The sequence below is a fragment of the Pseudophaeobacter sp. A-200-2 genome (assembly GCF_041008815.1).
Classification (GTDB): Bacteria; Pseudomonadota; Alphaproteobacteria; order Rhodobacterales; family Rhodobacteraceae; genus Phycobacter; species Phycobacter gallaeciensis_A.
In genome coordinates this window covers 67,183-82,591 of record NZ_JAXGFU010000014.1, presented here as the reverse complement: position 1 = coordinate 82,591, position 15,409 = coordinate 67,183, and the positions used below count along the sequence as shown (strand labels likewise).

The following is a 15,409-nucleotide window of genomic DNA, read 5'->3' as shown; positions in this document are numbered from 1 at the left end:
GATTCCGCTTGACCTTTGGGGTCCACCTCTGTTGAACCACACCCTGTCATTCCATGCACGAGGTGGCGGTCCCCAATGGACGATCAGAACAAGAATCTCATTCTCGCAACAGCACTCAGCTTCCTGGTGATCCTTGGGTGGTACAGCTTTTTCCCGCCGCCGGAACCGGAGCCTGCTCCGGAAACCGTGGCGAATGAAACGGCTCCTGCGGGAGACACGGCAGCTGCGCCCGGCGCAGCCCAGCCTGATACCGCGGTCAGCACCCAGCCCAGCGAAGAGGCCCAGGCCCCCGACGCTCCGCGCCTGACCATCGATACCCCGCGCCTGGCGGGCAGTATCTCGCTTCAGGGTGGGCGGATCGATGATTTGGCGCTGAAAGACTACCACGTCGAGCTGGCAGAGGACTCCGACATCGTGCGGGTCCTGTCCCCGGTGGGCGAGGACAATGCCTTTTACGCGCTTTATGGCTGGGCACCGGGCACCGGGCTTAGCTTTGACGATGTTCCGGGCGCCAATACCGTCTGGTCTGCGGACGAAGGCCAGGTTCTGACACCGGACAGCCCGGTGACCCTGACCTGGGACAACGGCAAGGGCCTGACCTTTACCCGTACCGTCGCAGTGGATGAGGATTATCTGTTCTCGGTCACCCAATCGGTTCAGAACGCCAGCGGCGCCACCGTGGCCCTGGCCCCTTATGGCACCCTGGCGCGTCACGGCGAACCTGCGAATCTGAAAAACTTCTTCATCCTGCACGAAGGCGTCGTCGGCATGGCCGACGGAGAGCTGGCGGAAATCGATTATGGCGACATGGCCGATTTCGACCCCGATCCGCGTGATGGATCGCGCGCCGAGGTCAAGCAGGTCGAATCCAACGGCTGGCTCGGCTTCACCGACCACTACTGGATGTCCACGCTGATTCCCGAACCCGGTCAGGGCTTCCGCTCGATCGCGAAATACGACGAGCGGCGCGAGATCTACCAGACCGACGTCGTGCTGCCGACCGCGACCCTCGCCGATGGCGAAAGCAGCGAAGTCACCACCATGCTGTTTTCCGGCGCCAAGGAATGGGCGACCATCCGTGGCTATCAAAAAGACGGCATCGAAGGCTTCCTCGACAGCATCGACTGGGGCTGGTTCTTCTTCCTGACCAAACCGATCTTTGCCGTCCTGCACTGGCTGCACGCGATGATCGGCAACATGGGCTGGTCCATTATCGGCCTCACCATCTTCATCAAGATCCTGGTCTTCCCGCTGGCATATAAATCCTATGCCTCGATGGCGAAGATGAAGGAACTTCAGCCGCAGATGGAAAAGCTGAAAGAGCGCGCAGGCGACGACCGTCAGAAGCTCCAGAAAGAAATGATGGAGCTCTACAAGAAGGAAAAGGTGAACCCCGCTGCGGGCTGCCTGCCGATCCTGATCCAGATCCCGATCTTCTTCTCGCTCTACAAGGTGATCTTCGTCACGCTGGAACTGCGGCACGCAGCCTTCTTTGGTCCCTTCCAGGACCTCAGCGCGCCCGATCCGACCTCGCTAATGAACCTCTTCGGCCTGCTGCCGTTCTCTGGCCCCGAGCCCGGAACCATCTTTGCCACCGTGTTCATCGGGATCCTGCCCATCCTTCTGGGTGTGTCCATGTGGCTGCAGCAGAAACTGAATCCGGCGCCCACCGATCCGACGCAAAAGATGATCTTTGCCTGGATGCCTTGGGTGTTCATGTTCATGCTTGGCGGTTTTGCTTCGGGTCTGGTGGTTTACTGGATTGCGAACAACACCATCACCTTTACGCAGCAGTATCTGATCATGCGCAGCCACGGGTATAAACCGGACGTATTTGGCAATATCAAATCCAGCATGAAACGCGCTCCCAAGACGGAAGACAAATGACAGACGCCGTTACAGAAATCTGGCGCCACCCGGTCAAATCACACGGCCGGGAAGCGCTGGAAACGGTAACACTGACCGCCGGGCAGACCATGCCCGGCGATCGTGTTTGGGCGGTCGCGCATGAGGCCTCTACCGCCGATGGCAGCGCATGGGTGCCCTGTTCCAATTTCAGCCGTGGCGCCAAGGCGCCGCAACTGATGGCGATTGATGCCAGCTATGACGAGGCCACCGGTCGCGTCATGCTGCGCCACCCCAGCCGGGGCGAACTGACCTTTGATCCCGACGCCGCAGAGGACCTGCCCCGGTTTCTTGATTGGGTGGCCCCGCTGATGCCTGCAGAGCGCGCCGCCTCGGCGCGGATCGTGCGGGTGCCGGGCCGCGGCATGACAGATACTGATTTCCCCTCGGTGTCGCTGTGCAACCTTGCCTCGCACCGTGCGATCGAGGCGGCGATCGGTCATGAGCTGTCGCCACAACGCTGGCGCGGCAACATCTGGTTCGATCTGGGCACGCCCTGGGTGGAAAACGAATGGCTGGGCCGTGAGGTGCAGATCGGGGAAGCGGTCTTTGCGGTGCGCGAACGCACCCGCCGCTGCATGGCGACAACCGCCAACCCGGCCACCGGCGAACGCGATGCCGAAACGCTGAAGACCCTGAACAGTGCCTTTGGCCATCAGGATTTTTCAGTCTATGCAGAGGTCGTGCGCGGCGGAACTATCCGCCTTGGCGATCTGGTAAAGGTGCTCTGATGCAAATGCAATTTTCCCTGGCCGAAGCGCCGGACGAGGCAACCGCCGAAAAGGGCCGCAAACTCTTTGCTGGCCAGTCCGAATTCCTGAAAGGCGTGGTCGCCATGTCGGGCCTGCCCGAAGCCGACCGGGTCGAGGTCTGCTTTGCCGGGCGCTCCAACGTGGGCAAGTCGAGCCTGATCAACGCGCTGACCGGCACCAAGGGGCTGGCGCGCGCCTCCAACACCCCGGGCCGCACGCAAGAGATCAACTATTTCACCCAAGGTCCCGATCTCTACCTCGTCGACCTGCCCGGCTATGGCTATGCCAATGCGCCGCTGGCGGTGGTGGAGAAATGGCAGAAGCTGCTGAAACGCTATCTCAGCGGGCGTCAGACCCTGCGCCGGGCTTTTGTGCTGATCGACAGCCGCCACGGCATCAAGAAGGTCGATGACGAGATCATGGCGCTGCTGGACAGCGCTGCGGTGACCTTCCAATGCGTGATGACCAAGGCCGACAAGGTCAAGGCGAAGGATCTGGACAAGGTTATGGAGCAGGTACGTAGCGCCCTGTCCAAACACCCGGCGGCCTATCCTGAAATCGTGATGACCTCTTCGGAAAAGGGCGAGGGAATCGCCACGCTGCGCTCGATCATCTCCGGCATCGACTAAGCCGCTCGGCGCCCGTCAGACGTGCTGGGCGCCGTTCACCTCAATCTCCGCTCCGGAGATATATGAGCTGCCTTCAGAGCAGAGGAAGTAGATCGCAGAGGCGACTTCCTCGGGCTGGCCCAGACGCTGCATCGGCAGTTTTTCCACGATATGTTCGGTCCCCGGTGACAGGATGGCCGTTTCCACTTCTCCCGGCGCGATGGCATTGACCCGCACGCCGAGCGGGCCGAAGTCATGCGCCATCTCCCGCGTCAGTGCTGCCAAGGCAGCCTTTGACGTGGCATAGGCCGCCCCAGCGAAGGGATGCACCCGGCTGCCCGCGATTGAGGTCACGTTGACCACGGAGCCCTTGGCGGCTGCCAGTTCATCCTTCAACCCCCGCGCCAGCACCACCGAGGCAAAGAAATTGACGTGGAACACCTTGCCCCATGTCATCAGATCAGTGTCGAGCGTGTTCAGCCGTTCGCCATCCGGCCCTTTGGGGGAAATCCCCGCATTATTGACCAGTGCATCCAGCCGCCCGTTCAGACGCTCCTGAATGACCCCAACCGCATTAATGGTGTCCGAGGGGTCCGACAGGTCCAGTTGCACGTGATTCTCTTCTCCGCCGCCCCAGGGGCATTCCTGCGGAAACGGGTGGCGGGAACAGGTGATCACCCGCCAGCCTTCGGCATTGAAATGCCGCACGGTGGCATGGCCAATGCCGCGGCTGGCTCCGGTCAGCAAAAGGGTCTTCTGGCTCATTGGGTGGGTTCCGGTCTGAGGGCTCTACGGCCTGACCCTATCATTCCCGCACCGCGCTGCAACGGCGCACTTGGCACAGGGCGCAGAACCGCGTAACACCACTTGCCAGAGGGACCCAGCCATGAAGAAGCAAGATATGAACCGCGATTGGATTGCAACCGCCGAGACACTGTCGAGCGCCCTGCCCTATATGCAGCGCTATGACGGTGCCATCGTCGTGATCAAGCTCGGCGGACACGCCATGGGCAGCGACGAGGCCATGGAAACCTTTGCCCGCGATATCGTGCTGATGCGACAGGTCGGAGTGAACCCGGTCATCGTGCATGGCGGCGGTCCAATGATCAACGCAATGCTGGACAAGCTTCAGATCAAGTCCGAGTTCGTCAACGGCAAGCGGGTCACCGACAAGGCCACGATGGAAGTGGTCGAAATGGTCCTGTCCGGTCTGGTCAACAAACGCATCGTGCAGGCGATCAATGCACAGGGCGGTATGGGTGTTGGCCTGTCAGGCAAGGATGCGGATCTGATCACCTGCGAAGAGACCAACCCGGATCTGGGATTCGTCGGCACACCGGTAGAAATGAATCCGGCGGTGCTGCACCACCTGTTCGAGAATGACATCATTCCTGTCATCGCTCCGATCGGAGCGGGCCGCAACGGCGAGACGTTCAACATCAACGGCGACACCGCCGCCGGGGCGATTGCTGAATCCCTCAACGCTGATCGCCTGCTGCTGCTGACGGATGTCTCTGGCGTGAAAAACGCCAGCGGCGAAGTGGTTACCGAGCTGAAGGCCGCTGATGTCGAGGAAATGACAAAGGCAGGTGTCATCGCAGGCGGCATGATCCCGAAGACGGAAACCGCCCTGTCAGCGGTCCGAAACGGTGTCCGGGCTTGCACCATCGTCGATGGACGGGTGCCGAATGCGGTGCTGCTGGAGCTGTTCACCGATCATGGCGCCGGGTCGATGATCCGGGCCTGACCCGCACGGGTGACATCAAGACAGTATTGAAACCGCCCCTCCCCCGGGCGGTTTTTCTTTGGGATCACGGGTCCAGAGGCTACATTTGGCTACCATCACCCAGGGAAGCCTATGACATCCGTACCCAGCTATCAGGAGATCGAGCGCGCCGCCAAACACCGCGACCTTGCTGTGCTTGGCGCCCTACACCCGCGCCATAGCCCAGTTCAGGGCCTGACGGGCGGTACGCTGGTCCTCTTGGGCCTTCTGGGACCGGAATGCTGGCCCCGCATCACCGGCGCGCCGGAGTTCAGCGATGCTGCGACCGATCCGCTGGACCGATGGTCTGAGCGGATCATCGACGCCTTGGCGACAGATACCGGAGCCACCGCCCACTACCCCTTTGGCGGGCCGCCCTATACGCCCTTCATCAACTGGGCGCTGGCCTCGGGGCGGGCTTTCACATCCCCGTCGCACATGCTGGTCCATGATACGGTTGGCATGATGATCTCGTACCGGGGAGCGCTTCACTTGCAGCAGGAGATCGATCTACCACCGCCTCCTCTGGCGCAGTCCCCCTGCGACAGCTGTGTGGCCAGACCCTGCCTCAGCACCTGCCCGGTACAGGCGTTGGTGGCGGGTGGCCCCTACGGTGTTACCGCCTGCCACAGTCATCTGGACACCCCGGAGGGCGCTCCTTGCCTTGAAAACGGCTGCCTTGCCCGGCTTGCCTGCCCCCTCAGCCAGGGGGCCGGTCGCGACCCGGTGCAATCGGCCCATCACATGAGCTATTTTCACAAGACATGACCTGCACACTTATTCTGACCCGCCACGCTAAATCCGCCTGGGACACCAGCGCCCCCAGCGACCATGCCCGCCCCCTGAACAAACGGGGCCGCGCCTCGGCCAAGGCATTGGGCGACTGGCTGCGGGACATCGATCAGTTGCCGGGACAGGTGCTTTCTTCCTCTTCGCAGCGCACGCGGGAAACCTATCAGCTGATGGATCTCTTCGCACCGGCTGTCTTTACCGAACGGCTGTTCCACGCCAGCCCGGAGATCATCTTTGAGGTTCTGAAACAGGCCGAACATCCGCGAACCATGATCCTGTGCCACAACCCGGGCATTGCCGCATTTGCCCATGCCATCGTAAGCCATCCGCCAGACCATTCGCGATTTGACGACTACCCCACCGGCGCCACGCTTATCGCCCGCTTTGACATCGACCGCTGGAGCGATCTGACCTGGGGCAGCGGCAAGGTGGTGGATTTCATCGTGCCACGCGAACTTCTGGGCGCCTGAACCCCCACAAAAGAAAAACCCGCCGGAATATCCGGCGGGTTTCTTATTGGCGCAATGATCGGGAAGATCAGTGACCCAGGATCTGGCTCAGGAAGAGCTGGGTACGTTCGCTTTGCGGGTTGTTGAAGAAGGCCTCCGGCTCATTCTGCTCAACGATCTGACCCGCATCCATGAAGATAACCCGGTTCGCCACCTGACGGGCAAAACCCATCTCGTGGGTCACGCAAAGCATGGTCATGCCCTCTTCCGCCAGTTCGATCATGGTGTCGAGCACCTCTTTGATCATCTCGGGGTCAAGCGCCGAGGTCGGCTCATCGAACAGCATGATGCGCGGCATCATGCAAAGCGAGCGCGCGATCGCCACACGCTGCTGCTGACCACCGGACAGCTGGCCCGGGAACTTGTTGGCTTGATCGGGAATCTTGACCTTTTCAAGGAAATGCATCGCCCGCTCTTCGGCTTCCTTCTTGGGCGTCTTGCGAACCCAGATCGGCGCCAGCGTGCAGTTTTCCAGAATGGTCAGATGCGGGAACAGGTTGAAGTGCTGAAAGCACATGCCAACCTCGGACCGGATCTTGTCGATGTTCTTCAGATCCGACGACAGCAGCGTGCCATCCACGGTGATCGACCCCTGCTGGTGTTCTTCCAGCGCGTTGATGCAGCGGATCAGTGTCGATTTACCAGAGCCGGACGGGCCGCAAATCACGATCCGTTCGCCCTCATAGACCGTCAGGTTGATATCGCGCAGTACGTGAAAGGACCCGTACCACTTGTTCATTCCGTCAATGGTGATCGCGACTTTGTCGGATACCTGCATTTGTGAAGTGCCAGTCATGTCTTGGCCTCCTTATCGGTGATCGGTCGCAAGGCGGCGTTCCAGCCATTGCGAGTATTGTGAGATGCCGTAGCAGACGACAAAGAACAGAGCAGCAGCGAAGCCCAGAAGCTCCCAGTAGACGCCGTTCCATTCGGTCGAAGCGAGGATCGGTCCGCGGATCATACCCACCAGGTCGAACATCGAGATGACCGACACCAGCGTGGTATCCTTGAACAGGCCCACGGCCACGTTGACGATGCCCGGGATCGAGATCTTCAGCGCCTGCGGCAGGATGATCAGACGCATTGCCTGCGGGTAATCGAGCCCCAGCGAATCCGCCGCCTCGTACTGCCCTTTGGGCAGGGCCGCGAGACCACCACGGATCACCTCGGCGATATAGGCCGCAGAGAACATGGTGATCATGATGACCACACGCAGGAACAGGTCCACCGTGGCATCAGGCGGGAAGAAATAGGCCAGCATCACCGACGCCACAAACAGCAGCGTGATCAGCGGCACACCGCGCACGAACTCGATGAAGACCACGCAGATCCATTTGATCAACGGCATGTCAGACTGACGGCCCAGCGCCAGGGCAATGCCCAGCGGCAGGGACAGCGACACGCAGGTCACACCCAGCATCAGGTTCAGCATGAAGCCACCCAGGTCACGCGAAGGTACCGCTGGCAACATCGCATTGTCCGACGCCCCTTCGGGGATCAGCAAGCTGCCCAGCCACCAGATGATCAGGGCTGCAGCAATGCCACCAAAGAAGCCCGCGGCGAAGGAACTCCGTCCATAGATCTGGAACACCACGCCGCCAACGATGAACCCCAGAAGGGCTAGGATCGGTGCCATGATTGTGCCACCCCAGATCAGCCAGAAGGCAATAAAGGGATAGAGCGCGGTGAAGATCAGCATCTTGCGGGGCAAATCGAAGAACAGCACTGGCGCAATCGCCACCAGCAGCAGAACCAGCGCCAGGTTCGGGCGCCAGTAGAACTCCGCCGGGTATTTGAACCCGTAAAGAAGCTGGTGCCAGCGTTCGGTCAGAACCGAGAAACAGGCGCCGACCTTTCCATCCAGAACCTCGCGGCACTCATTAAGCGAGTTGGTCGTCCACACGCCATTCACCAGCCAGGGCACGGTGTTCTGCAGGATCATGTAGATCAGGGTCAGCGCCACAAGGGTCAGGATCCCGTTGGGAATGCTGGAGAACAGGTTTTCCCGCAGCCACCTGACCACGCCAGCCTGGCTGGCAGGCGGCGGTGAGGGCGGAATGGTGCCTTCGGCGACAAAGGCAATCTGATGGGTTGTCTTGTCACTCATGGCTTAGCGCTCCTTCAGCTTCACGGAGGCGTTGTAGATGTTCATCACCATCGAGATGACCAGCGATGCCGTGAGATAGAACAGCATCAACAGGAGCACGCATTCGATTGCGCGTCCGGTCTGGTTGAGGGTAATGCCGCCCAGAGTCGCGGTGATATCCGCATAGCCCACGGCGATCGCCAGCGAGGAGTTCTTGGTGATGTTGAGATACTGCGAAATCAGCGGCGGAATGATCACCCGCAGCGCCTGAGGCAGAATCACCAGGTTCATGATGCGTCCGGGCCGCAGTCCCAGCGCGGCCGCCGCTTCGGTCTGGCCCTTGGAGATCGCCTGGATCCCTGCCCGCACGTTCTCGGCGATAAAGGCACCGGTGTAGATCGAAAGTGCGAACCACAGTGCGATCAGCGGACCGCCGATCTTGATACCGCCCTGGAAGTTGAACCCTTTGAGTGCGGGAACTTCCCAGGTCAGCCCCATGATGAGCATCAGCAGGATGAATGGCACCAGCCAGACGCCCAGCACCATCAGCAGCGTCTTGGGGCGCACGCCGGTGGCTTCCTGTTTCGCGGTCGCCCAGGTCTCGATCCGGCGGGTGACGAACAGCGAGCCGATCAGAACCGCCAGCACCAGAACCCAGTTGAGGGCGGTGGAAGCAAACAGACCGCTCTCGAACCACGGCATCGGAATGTAGACACCCCGGTTAGTGAAGGCGAAGAGATCCAGCAGCATCGTCGAATCCGGATTGTCACCGCGGAAGGCCCGCGGTCCCGGCAATACGGCGGTCATGATCGTAAAGATGATGATGATCCAGATCAGAACCGGAATGTTGCGGAAAATCTCGACGTAGACCGCCATCAGCTTGGAGACGAGCCAGTTGTTGGACAGACGCAGAACGCCGGCGATCACGCCGAAAATCGTCGCCGTAACGCAGGCAAGGAAAGCAACCAGAAGCGTATTCAGAACGCCCACAAGGGCGGCACGCCCGTGGCTGTCCTGGTTGTCATATTCGACAAGCCGCTGGTTGATATCATAGCCGGCGGGATTGCCCAGAAAGTCATAAGAGATGTTGAGGCCCGCGGCGCGCAGGTTCTGGATCAGGTTATTCCCCAGATACCAGATCGAAAGTGCAAGCAGGAGCGCGGCAATCGCCTGAAAGGTCAATGAACGATAGCGGGTATCGTTGATCAACATAGACAGCCGGAACCCGTCCTGTGGAGGGTCAGAGAGAGTTGACATGTAAAGAGATCCCCGAGGCTACAGATCTGTGTCCCGGCAGGGTTTTCCCCTGCTCCGCAGAAATCCGAAGCTCATTTTTTTTCAGATAGGAAAAGGGCGCAGGATGTCCTGCGCCCTCTCCGTTTTGTGCTTACCGGAACGGCGGCGAGTACAGCAGACCACCTTCGGTCCACTGTGCGTTCAGACCACGGGCCAGACCGATCGGGGTGTCTTCACCGATGTTCTTGGCGAAGACTTCACCGTAGTTACCGCCAGCGGCGATTGCGTTCTTGGCCCAGTCAGCCGACAGACCCAGCATCTCGCCCAGGGTACCTTCGGTGCCCAGCAGACGGTTGATTTCGGGGTTGTTGGTGCCTGCGGACATTTCAGCCAGGTTGGCCGAGGTCACGCCCAGCTCTTCGGCGGTGATCAGAGCGTTGAGGGTCCAGCGGACCACGTCGCCCCATTCGTTGTCGCCGTGGCGGACAAGCGGACCGAGCGGCTCTTTGGAGATGATCTCGGGCAGCAGCACGTGGCCTGCCGGATCGTCAAAGGTTGCGCGGGTCGCGGCCAGGCCGGATGCGTCGGTGGTGTAAACGTCACAGGCGCCAGCCAGATACTGCTGCTGTGCTTCGGCGTTGGTTTCGATCGGAACCGGCTCGTAGCTGATGTTGTTCGAGCGGAAGAAGTCCGCCAGGTTCAGCTCGGTGGTGGTACCGGTCTGGATGCAGACGGTTGCGCCGTCCAGTTCCTTCGCCGAGGAAACACCCAGATCCTTGGGAACCATGAAGCCTTGGCCGTCGTAGTAGTTCACGCCGGTGAATTCGAACTTCAGATCAACGTCGCGCGAAAAGGTCCAGGTGGTGTTACGCGCCAGCATGTCGATTTCACCCGAGGCCAGAGCCGTGAAGCGGGTTTTGCCGGTGGTCGGCACGAATTCAACAGCGGTCGAGTCGCCCAGAGTGGCCGCAGCAACGGCGCGGCAGACGGCGACGTCAAAACCTTCCCATTCCCCATTCGCATTCGGAGCAGCAAAACCGACCAGACCGGTGGTGACGCCGCAGTTCAGTTTGCCGCGGGCTTTCACATCGTCCAGCGTACCGGCAGCAGCTGCACCAGCTGCAATCCCGGCCACGGTCAGCGCGCCCAAAAATACGGATTTGTTCATTTTTACCTCTTCCTGATGTTCCACCTGTACTGGTGGTTTTTTTCCGCCGTTAGCCATACCGGAACGACGGGATCTAGGGAAAACACCTAAATCACAGGGAAGTTTGGGCGGATTCATAAACAAACGTCAAGGGTTGGATCACCAAATTCGATGGACGCATAGCGAACAGGGGGGCGATTGTTAAAATTTTTCGCTCAACCGTCCCGCTGTGATATTTCCTGTCTCACGTCCTATCCCGGCGGCTGTCTCAACCCGAGAAATCGTAGAACCGTTTAGCGTGCAAAAAAGAATCACGCTTCAGTTCTGCTGTGGTTTGCGCCTCTTCATCGACGCCCCACTGCTCTTCCTGCCAGCGTTCATCCAGCCGGGACAACTGCCAGATCTCCTCGGCGTCGCGCCAGTCCATAGCGGCAGCAAAGCCCAGGATCAGAGACCCCGACATCCCCACGAGATCGTGAAACCCAGCGAGCTGAAATGGGGTCATCCCATGCACCCGGGCGCGCAGGTCAGCAATAGTGGCCGCATCCTGCGGCTGATGAAGAACACCGCTGCGCGGATGCAAGCGTGCGCCCAGCGCCTCATGCGCCCAGTCGAGCGCCGGATCCCATTCCTCTGCCTGACGCGCGACCAGTTCCTTCGGGCTATCGGCCCGGTAGCACAGCAAATCGGAATCGCCATATTCAGCCAGCATATCGGCCACTTCGGCGTGCTGATGGGTCACCTTGTCGATGGCAGCATTGGCCGAGCGGGTAAAAGGCATGGTGGCGGGATTGACCGATTCGGTTTGCGCGTCCCACTCCGCTGCGATGGCTTCGGCCATCTGCTGCGAGGGGACTTCAAGCAGAGCCTTTGCCGGAGTTTTGACCCGGCGCCCGTCCAGTTCAACGGTATAGCCGTCATCCGTTTCGGCGACTGCCGTGGCTTTCCAGAATCGTTTCGGTGCCCATTCGCTCATTGTCTTATGCCTTCCAGATCTTCTCTAGCAGCGGTTCCAACTCGGTAAAACTGCCGATCATATGGTCTGCCTGCAGCCGCTCTGCCGGGTGATAACCCCAGTCCACCGCGATGGTGGTGACCCCAGCCGCGCGGCCCATATCCATATCAAAGCTGGTATCGCCGATCATCACCGCATGGCGCGCGTCCACTCCGGTTTCAGCGAGCGCCGTCAGCACCATCGAGGGATGCGGTTTGGACGGGTGGTGATCGGCCACCTGCCGGGTCACGAAACAGTCCAGATCATGCGCCGCGATCAGCGCATCGAGGCCCCGCTGTGATTTCCCGGTCGCGACACCCAACAGGTATTCGGGCACCGCGTGCAGGGCGTCCAAAGCCTCCCGTGCGCCCGGAAACAGCGGCGAGTGCCCCGCCCCTGCAGCCTGGCGCTCCGACATATAAGCCTGCTTGTAACCGTCCACCAAAGCAGCCTGCGCCGTCGCGCCAGCCTCGGGCGCCAGCTGTGCCATGGCCTGCGGCAGCGACAGCCCGACAATCGACAGGACCGCATCGCGCGAAGGTGCGGGCAGATCGACGGCGGCAAAGGCCGCGCTCATCGCGCTGGTGATGGCCGCCTGACTGTCGGCAAGGGTGCCGTCCACATCGAACAGCACTAGCCGCAGCGGGGCACTCATAGGAGACCCTCGAACGGATCCTCCGCCGCCAGATCCTCGGTCCAGCCAAAGGTATCCCAGCTGTGTTTCATGTGCTCGGGCAGCTCTGCGGTGACCGAGATCTGCTTTTTCGTCACCGGATGCTCAAACGCCATCCGGCGGCAATGCAAATGCAGCTTCTTGCTGATGATGCCACCCAGTTGTGCGCCCCAACCGTCGCCCAGGTTTTCCTGACCCGAGCCACCGTATTTGCCATCGCCGACAATCGGATGGCCGATCTCGGCCATATGCGCGCGCAGCTGATGGGTGCGGCCGGTGACCGGCTCCATCGCCACCCAGGAAGCGCGCCCCGCCACCCGGTAGAGCGTGGCATAAAAGGTATGCGCCCGCTTGGCGCCTGGCGTGCTGTCGATCTCGGAAGGGTGCACCGCGATCATTTTTTCGCCTTCGCCGCTGCGACCATGGCCGCCCGCCTTTACAAGACCGGCCTTAATTTCGCCCAGGTATGGCGTTGGAACGCCGGCAACCAGCGCCCAGTAGATCTTGCGCGTGTTGCGATGGCGGAAGGCGGCGGTCAGCGCCTGCGCGGCTGCCCGCGTTCGCGCCAGAACCAGTACACCCGAGGTATCCTTGTCCAGCCGGTGCACCAGTCGGGGTTTTTCATCATAGCCAAAGCGCAGAGCCTCGGACAGGCCATCCACGTGTTTGGTGGTGCCGCTGCCGCCCTGCACCGCCAGCCCGTGCGGCTTGTTCAGCACGATGACATCATCGTCTTTGTAGATCACGCAATCGCGGATCATCTTGGCATCCGCATCCGAGATCCGCCGCTTTTCCGGCGTGATCGGCTGATGATCGGCCGACGGCAGCGGCGGCACGCGCACGGACTGCCCGGCCTCAACACGGGTGCTGGCCTTGACCCGGCCACCGTCAATGCGAAGCTCACCCTTGCGGCACATCTTCTCGATGCGGCCCTGGCTGACATGCGGGAACAGGCGCCGCAGCCAGCGGTCCACGCGCTGGTCCGCATCCTCTTCGGTGACGGTAATTGTCTGAACGCCGCTCATGCGAAAACTCCTCTGGCGGCCATCAGGCCCAAGAACAGACCGCCAACAGACAGTCCCACAGACAGCACAATATAGAGAGCCGCCTGCCCCATTGCACCCCGTTCGATCATATTTGCCGTCTCAAGCGAGAAGGCCGAGAAGGTCGTGAAGCCGCCCAGCATGCCAGTCATGACAAAGGGGCTGAGATGGGTCAGCCCCTTGTGCGCGGCGGTGACAGCAAAGACCCCCATGATGAAAGAGCCGATCACGTTGACCGTGATGATGGCCAAGGGGAAATCGCCATGGCCGAACAGTCGGACCACGCCAAGCCCGGTAAGATAGCGGCAGGCGGCCCCAAGGGCGCCGCCGAGGGCGACATATAGAACGGTGAGATACATGCGCGGTCTGTCGCGCGGCGGGCCACGGATGTCAAGTTTTCAACGCGCAAGGCGGCCAAGCGCAAAATTCATGCCAACCTTCCAGTGGGTGGATGTCTTGTCAGACCTGCACGCCCCCTTAGTTTGTCAGCCATCCACTGGGAGGAGACCCTTATGCCATCTCGCCGTTCCTTTCTCGCCAGCCTTGCCGCACTGCCGCTTTTGCCCCGCAGTGGCTGGGCCGCGGCGCCGGTTCAGCTTGTGCTGGCGCCCCTGCAGCAACAGATCGCGCCCGCGCAATACGGCAAGACAGATCTTTGGGGGGTGAACAGCAGCATGCCGGGACCGGCCCTGCAGGCCCGGCAAGGGGACCGGCTGAAGGTTCAGGTCAACAACGGGCTGCCGCAGGCAACCTCGATGCACTGGCACGGCATCCGCATCGAAAACGCCATGGACGGCGTACCGGGGCTGACGCAGGACCCAATCGCGCCGGGCGCAGAGTTCACCTATGATTTCGCCCTGCCGGATGCCGGGACCTATTGGTATCATTCCCACGCCCAGTCGGTCGAACAGGTGGAGCGCGGCATTCAGGGCCCGCTGATCGTTGCCGAACAGGACGCCCCCGATGTGGATCAGGATCTTGTGCTGATGCTGGATGACATCCGCCTCACGCAGGATGCGGCGGTGGACCCGGTGTTCGACCACCCCCACGACATGTCCCACGCCGGGCGCATGGGCAATGTGATGCTGACCAACGGCCAGATCGAGGCGCGCTACCCCGTGCAGCAGGGCGACCGGCTGCGCCTGCGGCTGATCAACAGCGCCAATGCCCGGATTTTTGCCCTTGGGCTGCAGGGGCTGACAGGTTGGATCATGGCTTATGACGGCATGCCTCTGACAGCGCCGGAAGATATCCCCGACCAACTGCTGCTGGCACCCGCGCAGCGGATCGACCTGATCGTCGATGTGACGGCCGACGCGGGCGAGGATGCCTTTCTGGTGCAGTTCGAACGCGATGGCGGTTACGCGCAGGCGAGCTTTCCTGTGGGGGCAGGCACAAGCGCCACGCGCAGCGCCCCTGCGCCTCTGCCCCCGAACCCGGACCACCCGATCACCCTCAGCAATGCGCGCAATGTGACTCTGCGCATGGAGGGCGGCGCCATGGGCGGAATGCGGGCGGCTGAGTGGCAAGGCAAGGCGCAAGACATGCGCACCCTGGCGCAGGCTGGTCAGTTTTGGGCGCTGAATGGCGTCGTTGGACGACCGGAGGCGCCGCTGGTGCGGGCGGCCCTTGGCGAGACGGTCAAACTCACCATGGTCAACGACACAGCCTTTCCCCATGCGATGCATCTGCACGGCATGCATTTTGCCGAAGTCCTGCCGGACGGCGGACTTGGCCCCCTACGCGATACGCTGCTGATGATGCGCGGAGAGACACGAACCGTCGCCTTCAACGCCCACAACCCCGGCAAATGGCTGCTGCATTGCCATATGCTGTCACATCACGCGGCGGGCATGGGCACCTGGGTCGAGGTTACGGCCTGACCCGATAAGCGGATCA

Annotated in this window: 16 protein-coding genes; 7 read left to right on the top strand and 9 right to left on the bottom strand. The window is 61.2% G+C overall.

All coding sequences use genetic code 11. The annotated features are described in order from the left end of the window. Nucleotides 1–75 precede the first annotated feature (75 nt). Genes yidC through yihA form a run of 3 tightly spaced genes read left to right on the top strand, consistent with a single transcriptional unit; the run spans nucleotide 76 to nucleotide 3,286 of the window. Entirely contained in the window at nucleotides 76–1,887 is a 1,812-nt protein-coding gene (gene yidC, locus SM766_RS18875) for a membrane protein insertase YidC (RefSeq protein ID WP_368948764.1), read from the top strand. Continuing rightward, nucleotides 1,884–2,636 carry an MOSC domain-containing protein gene (locus SM766_RS18870; RefSeq protein ID WP_368948762.1) on the top strand — a complete coding sequence of 251 codons (753 nt, stop codon included), beginning with the start codon at nucleotides 1,884–1,886 and terminating at the stop codon, nucleotides 2,634–2,636. The genes yidC and SM766_RS18870 overlap by 4 nt, the downstream gene beginning before the upstream one ends. Continuing rightward, the gene (gene yihA, locus SM766_RS18865; RefSeq protein ID WP_065271431.1) at nucleotides 2,636–3,286 is read left to right on the top strand and encodes a ribosome biogenesis GTP-binding protein YihA/YsxC; all 651 of its coding nucleotides are present in this window, start codon (nucleotides 2,636–2,638) and stop codon (nucleotides 3,284–3,286) included. The genes SM766_RS18870 and yihA overlap by 1 nt, the downstream gene beginning before the upstream one ends. A gap of 15 nt (nucleotides 3,287–3,301) precedes the next feature. Here yihA and SM766_RS18860 read toward each other — a convergent pair whose 3' ends face one another. Beyond that, entirely contained in the window at nucleotides 3,302–4,030 is a 729-nt protein-coding gene (locus tag SM766_RS18860; protein ID WP_065271432.1) for an SDR family NAD(P)-dependent oxidoreductase, read from the bottom strand. A gap of 121 nt (nucleotides 4,031–4,151) precedes the next feature. On the opposite strand from SM766_RS18860, the gene argB reads away from it, so the two are divergent. From argB to SM766_RS18845, 3 genes are all read left to right on the top strand, one after another. Continuing rightward, nucleotides 4,152–5,012 carry an acetylglutamate kinase gene (gene argB, locus SM766_RS18855; protein WP_065271433.1) on the top strand — a complete coding sequence of 287 codons (861 nt, stop codon included), beginning with the start codon at nucleotides 4,152–4,154 and terminating at the stop codon, nucleotides 5,010–5,012. A gap of 111 nt (nucleotides 5,013–5,123) precedes the next feature. Continuing rightward, on the top strand, nucleotides 5,124–5,798 hold the full coding sequence (locus SM766_RS18850) for a ferredoxin (RefSeq protein ID WP_368948761.1): 675 nt from the start codon (nucleotides 5,124–5,126) through the stop codon (nucleotides 5,796–5,798). Beyond that, a complete protein-coding gene (locus SM766_RS18845) occupies nucleotides 5,795–6,292 on the top strand; it encodes a SixA phosphatase family protein (protein WP_065271435.1) in 498 nt (165 codons plus the stop codon). Before SM766_RS18850 ends, SM766_RS18845 begins: the two co-directional genes overlap by 4 nt. A gap of 67 nt (nucleotides 6,293–6,359) precedes the next feature. On the opposite strand, the gene SM766_RS18840 is transcribed toward SM766_RS18845, so the two are convergent. From SM766_RS18840 to crcB, 8 genes are all read right to left on the bottom strand, one after another. Beyond that, the gene (locus tag SM766_RS18840; RefSeq protein ID WP_082996035.1) at nucleotides 6,360–7,109 is read right to left on the bottom strand and encodes an amino acid ABC transporter ATP-binding protein; all 750 of its coding nucleotides are present in this window, start codon (nucleotides 7,107–7,109) and stop codon (nucleotides 6,360–6,362) included. Between the two features lie 30 nt (nucleotides 7,110–7,139). Beyond that, nucleotides 7,140–8,438: an amino acid ABC transporter permease gene (locus SM766_RS18835; RefSeq protein ID WP_368948760.1), complete on the bottom strand. Its 1,299-nt coding sequence runs from the start codon at nucleotides 8,436–8,438 to the stop codon at nucleotides 7,140–7,142. Nucleotides 8,439–8,441: 3 nt separating this feature from the next. Beyond that, on the bottom strand, nucleotides 8,442–9,674 hold the full coding sequence (locus tag SM766_RS18830; protein WP_065271438.1) for an amino acid ABC transporter permease: 1,233 nt from the start codon (nucleotides 9,672–9,674) through the stop codon (nucleotides 8,442–8,444). A gap of 130 nt (nucleotides 9,675–9,804) precedes the next feature. Further along, a complete protein-coding gene (locus SM766_RS18825) occupies nucleotides 9,805–10,821 on the bottom strand; it encodes an amino acid ABC transporter substrate-binding protein (protein WP_065273588.1) in 1,017 nt (338 codons plus the stop codon). 247 nt (nucleotides 10,822–11,068) lie between these two features. Continuing rightward, nucleotides 11,069–11,776, bottom strand: a complete 708-nt coding sequence (locus SM766_RS18820) for an ATP12 family chaperone protein (RefSeq protein WP_274830243.1) — start codon at nucleotides 11,774–11,776, stop codon at nucleotides 11,069–11,071. A gap of 4 nt (nucleotides 11,777–11,780) precedes the next feature. Next, on the bottom strand, nucleotides 11,781–12,449 hold the full coding sequence (locus SM766_RS18815; RefSeq protein ID WP_368948759.1) for an HAD-IA family hydrolase: 669 nt from the start codon (nucleotides 12,447–12,449) through the stop codon (nucleotides 11,781–11,783). Continuing rightward, nucleotides 12,446–13,492, bottom strand: a complete 1,047-nt coding sequence (locus tag SM766_RS18810; RefSeq protein ID WP_368948758.1) for an RluA family pseudouridine synthase — start codon at nucleotides 13,490–13,492, stop codon at nucleotides 12,446–12,448. Before SM766_RS18810 ends, SM766_RS18815 begins: the two co-directional genes overlap by 4 nt. Further along, complete coding sequence (gene crcB, locus SM766_RS18805; RefSeq protein WP_065271442.1) at nucleotides 13,489–13,869, bottom strand: fluoride efflux transporter CrcB; 381 nt, start codon at nucleotides 13,867–13,869, stop codon at nucleotides 13,489–13,491. Before crcB ends, SM766_RS18810 begins: the two co-directional genes overlap by 4 nt. A gap of 153 nt (nucleotides 13,870–14,022) precedes the next feature. Between crcB and SM766_RS18800 the strand changes: the two genes are divergently transcribed. Then, nucleotides 14,023–15,393, top strand: coding sequence for a multicopper oxidase family protein (locus SM766_RS18800; RefSeq protein ID WP_368948757.1), 1,371 nt, complete (start codon nucleotides 14,023–14,025; stop codon nucleotides 15,391–15,393). Nucleotides 15,394–15,409 lie beyond the last annotated feature (16 nt).

What these genes read in the sequence shown, in the direction of transcription:
- yidC (WP_368948764.1), top strand. Translation starts at nt 76, where the DNA reads ATGGACGATCAGAACAAGAATCTCATTCTCGCAACAGCACTCAGCTTC.
- SM766_RS18870 (WP_368948762.1), top strand. Translation starts at nt 1,884, where the DNA reads ATGACAGACGCCGTTACAGAAATCTGGCGCCACCCGGTCAAATCACAC.
- yihA (WP_065271431.1), top strand. Translation starts at nt 2,636, where the DNA reads ATGCAAATGCAATTTTCCCTGGCCGAAGCGCCGGACGAGGCAACCGCC.
- SM766_RS18860 (WP_065271432.1), bottom strand. Translation starts at nt 4,030, where the DNA reads ATGAGCCAGAAGACCCTTTTGCTGACCGGAGCCAGCCGCGGCATTGGC.
- argB (WP_065271433.1), top strand. Translation starts at nt 4,152, where the DNA reads ATGAAGAAGCAAGATATGAACCGCGATTGGATTGCAACCGCCGAGACA.
- SM766_RS18850 (WP_368948761.1), top strand. Translation starts at nt 5,124, where the DNA reads ATGACATCCGTACCCAGCTATCAGGAGATCGAGCGCGCCGCCAAACAC.
- SM766_RS18845 (WP_065271435.1), top strand. Translation starts at nt 5,795, where the DNA reads ATGACCTGCACACTTATTCTGACCCGCCACGCTAAATCCGCCTGGGAC.
- SM766_RS18840 (WP_082996035.1), bottom strand. Translation starts at nt 7,109, where the DNA reads ATGCAGGTATCCGACAAAGTCGCGATCACCATTGACGGAATGAACAAG.
- SM766_RS18835 (WP_368948760.1), bottom strand. Translation starts at nt 8,438, where the DNA reads ATGAGTGACAAGACAACCCATCAGATTGCCTTTGTCGCCGAAGGCACC.
- SM766_RS18830 (WP_065271438.1), bottom strand. Translation starts at nt 9,674, where the DNA reads ATGTCAACTCTCTCTGACCCTCCACAGGACGGGTTCCGGCTGTCTATG.
- SM766_RS18825 (WP_065273588.1), bottom strand. Translation starts at nt 10,821, where the DNA reads ATGAACAAATCCGTATTTTTGGGCGCGCTGACCGTGGCCGGGATTGCA.
- SM766_RS18820 (WP_274830243.1), bottom strand. Translation starts at nt 11,776, where the DNA reads ATGAGCGAATGGGCACCGAAACGATTCTGGAAAGCCACGGCAGTCGCC.
- SM766_RS18815 (WP_368948759.1), bottom strand. Translation starts at nt 12,449, where the DNA reads ATGAGTGCCCCGCTGCGGCTAGTGCTGTTCGATGTGGACGGCACCCTT.
- SM766_RS18810 (WP_368948758.1), bottom strand. Translation starts at nt 13,492, where the DNA reads ATGAGCGGCGTTCAGACAATTACCGTCACCGAAGAGGATGCGGACCAG.
- crcB (WP_065271442.1), bottom strand. Translation starts at nt 13,869, where the DNA reads ATGTATCTCACCGTTCTATATGTCGCCCTCGGCGGCGCCCTTGGGGCC.
- SM766_RS18800 (WP_368948757.1), top strand. Translation starts at nt 14,023, where the DNA reads ATGCCATCTCGCCGTTCCTTTCTCGCCAGCCTTGCCGCACTGCCGCTT.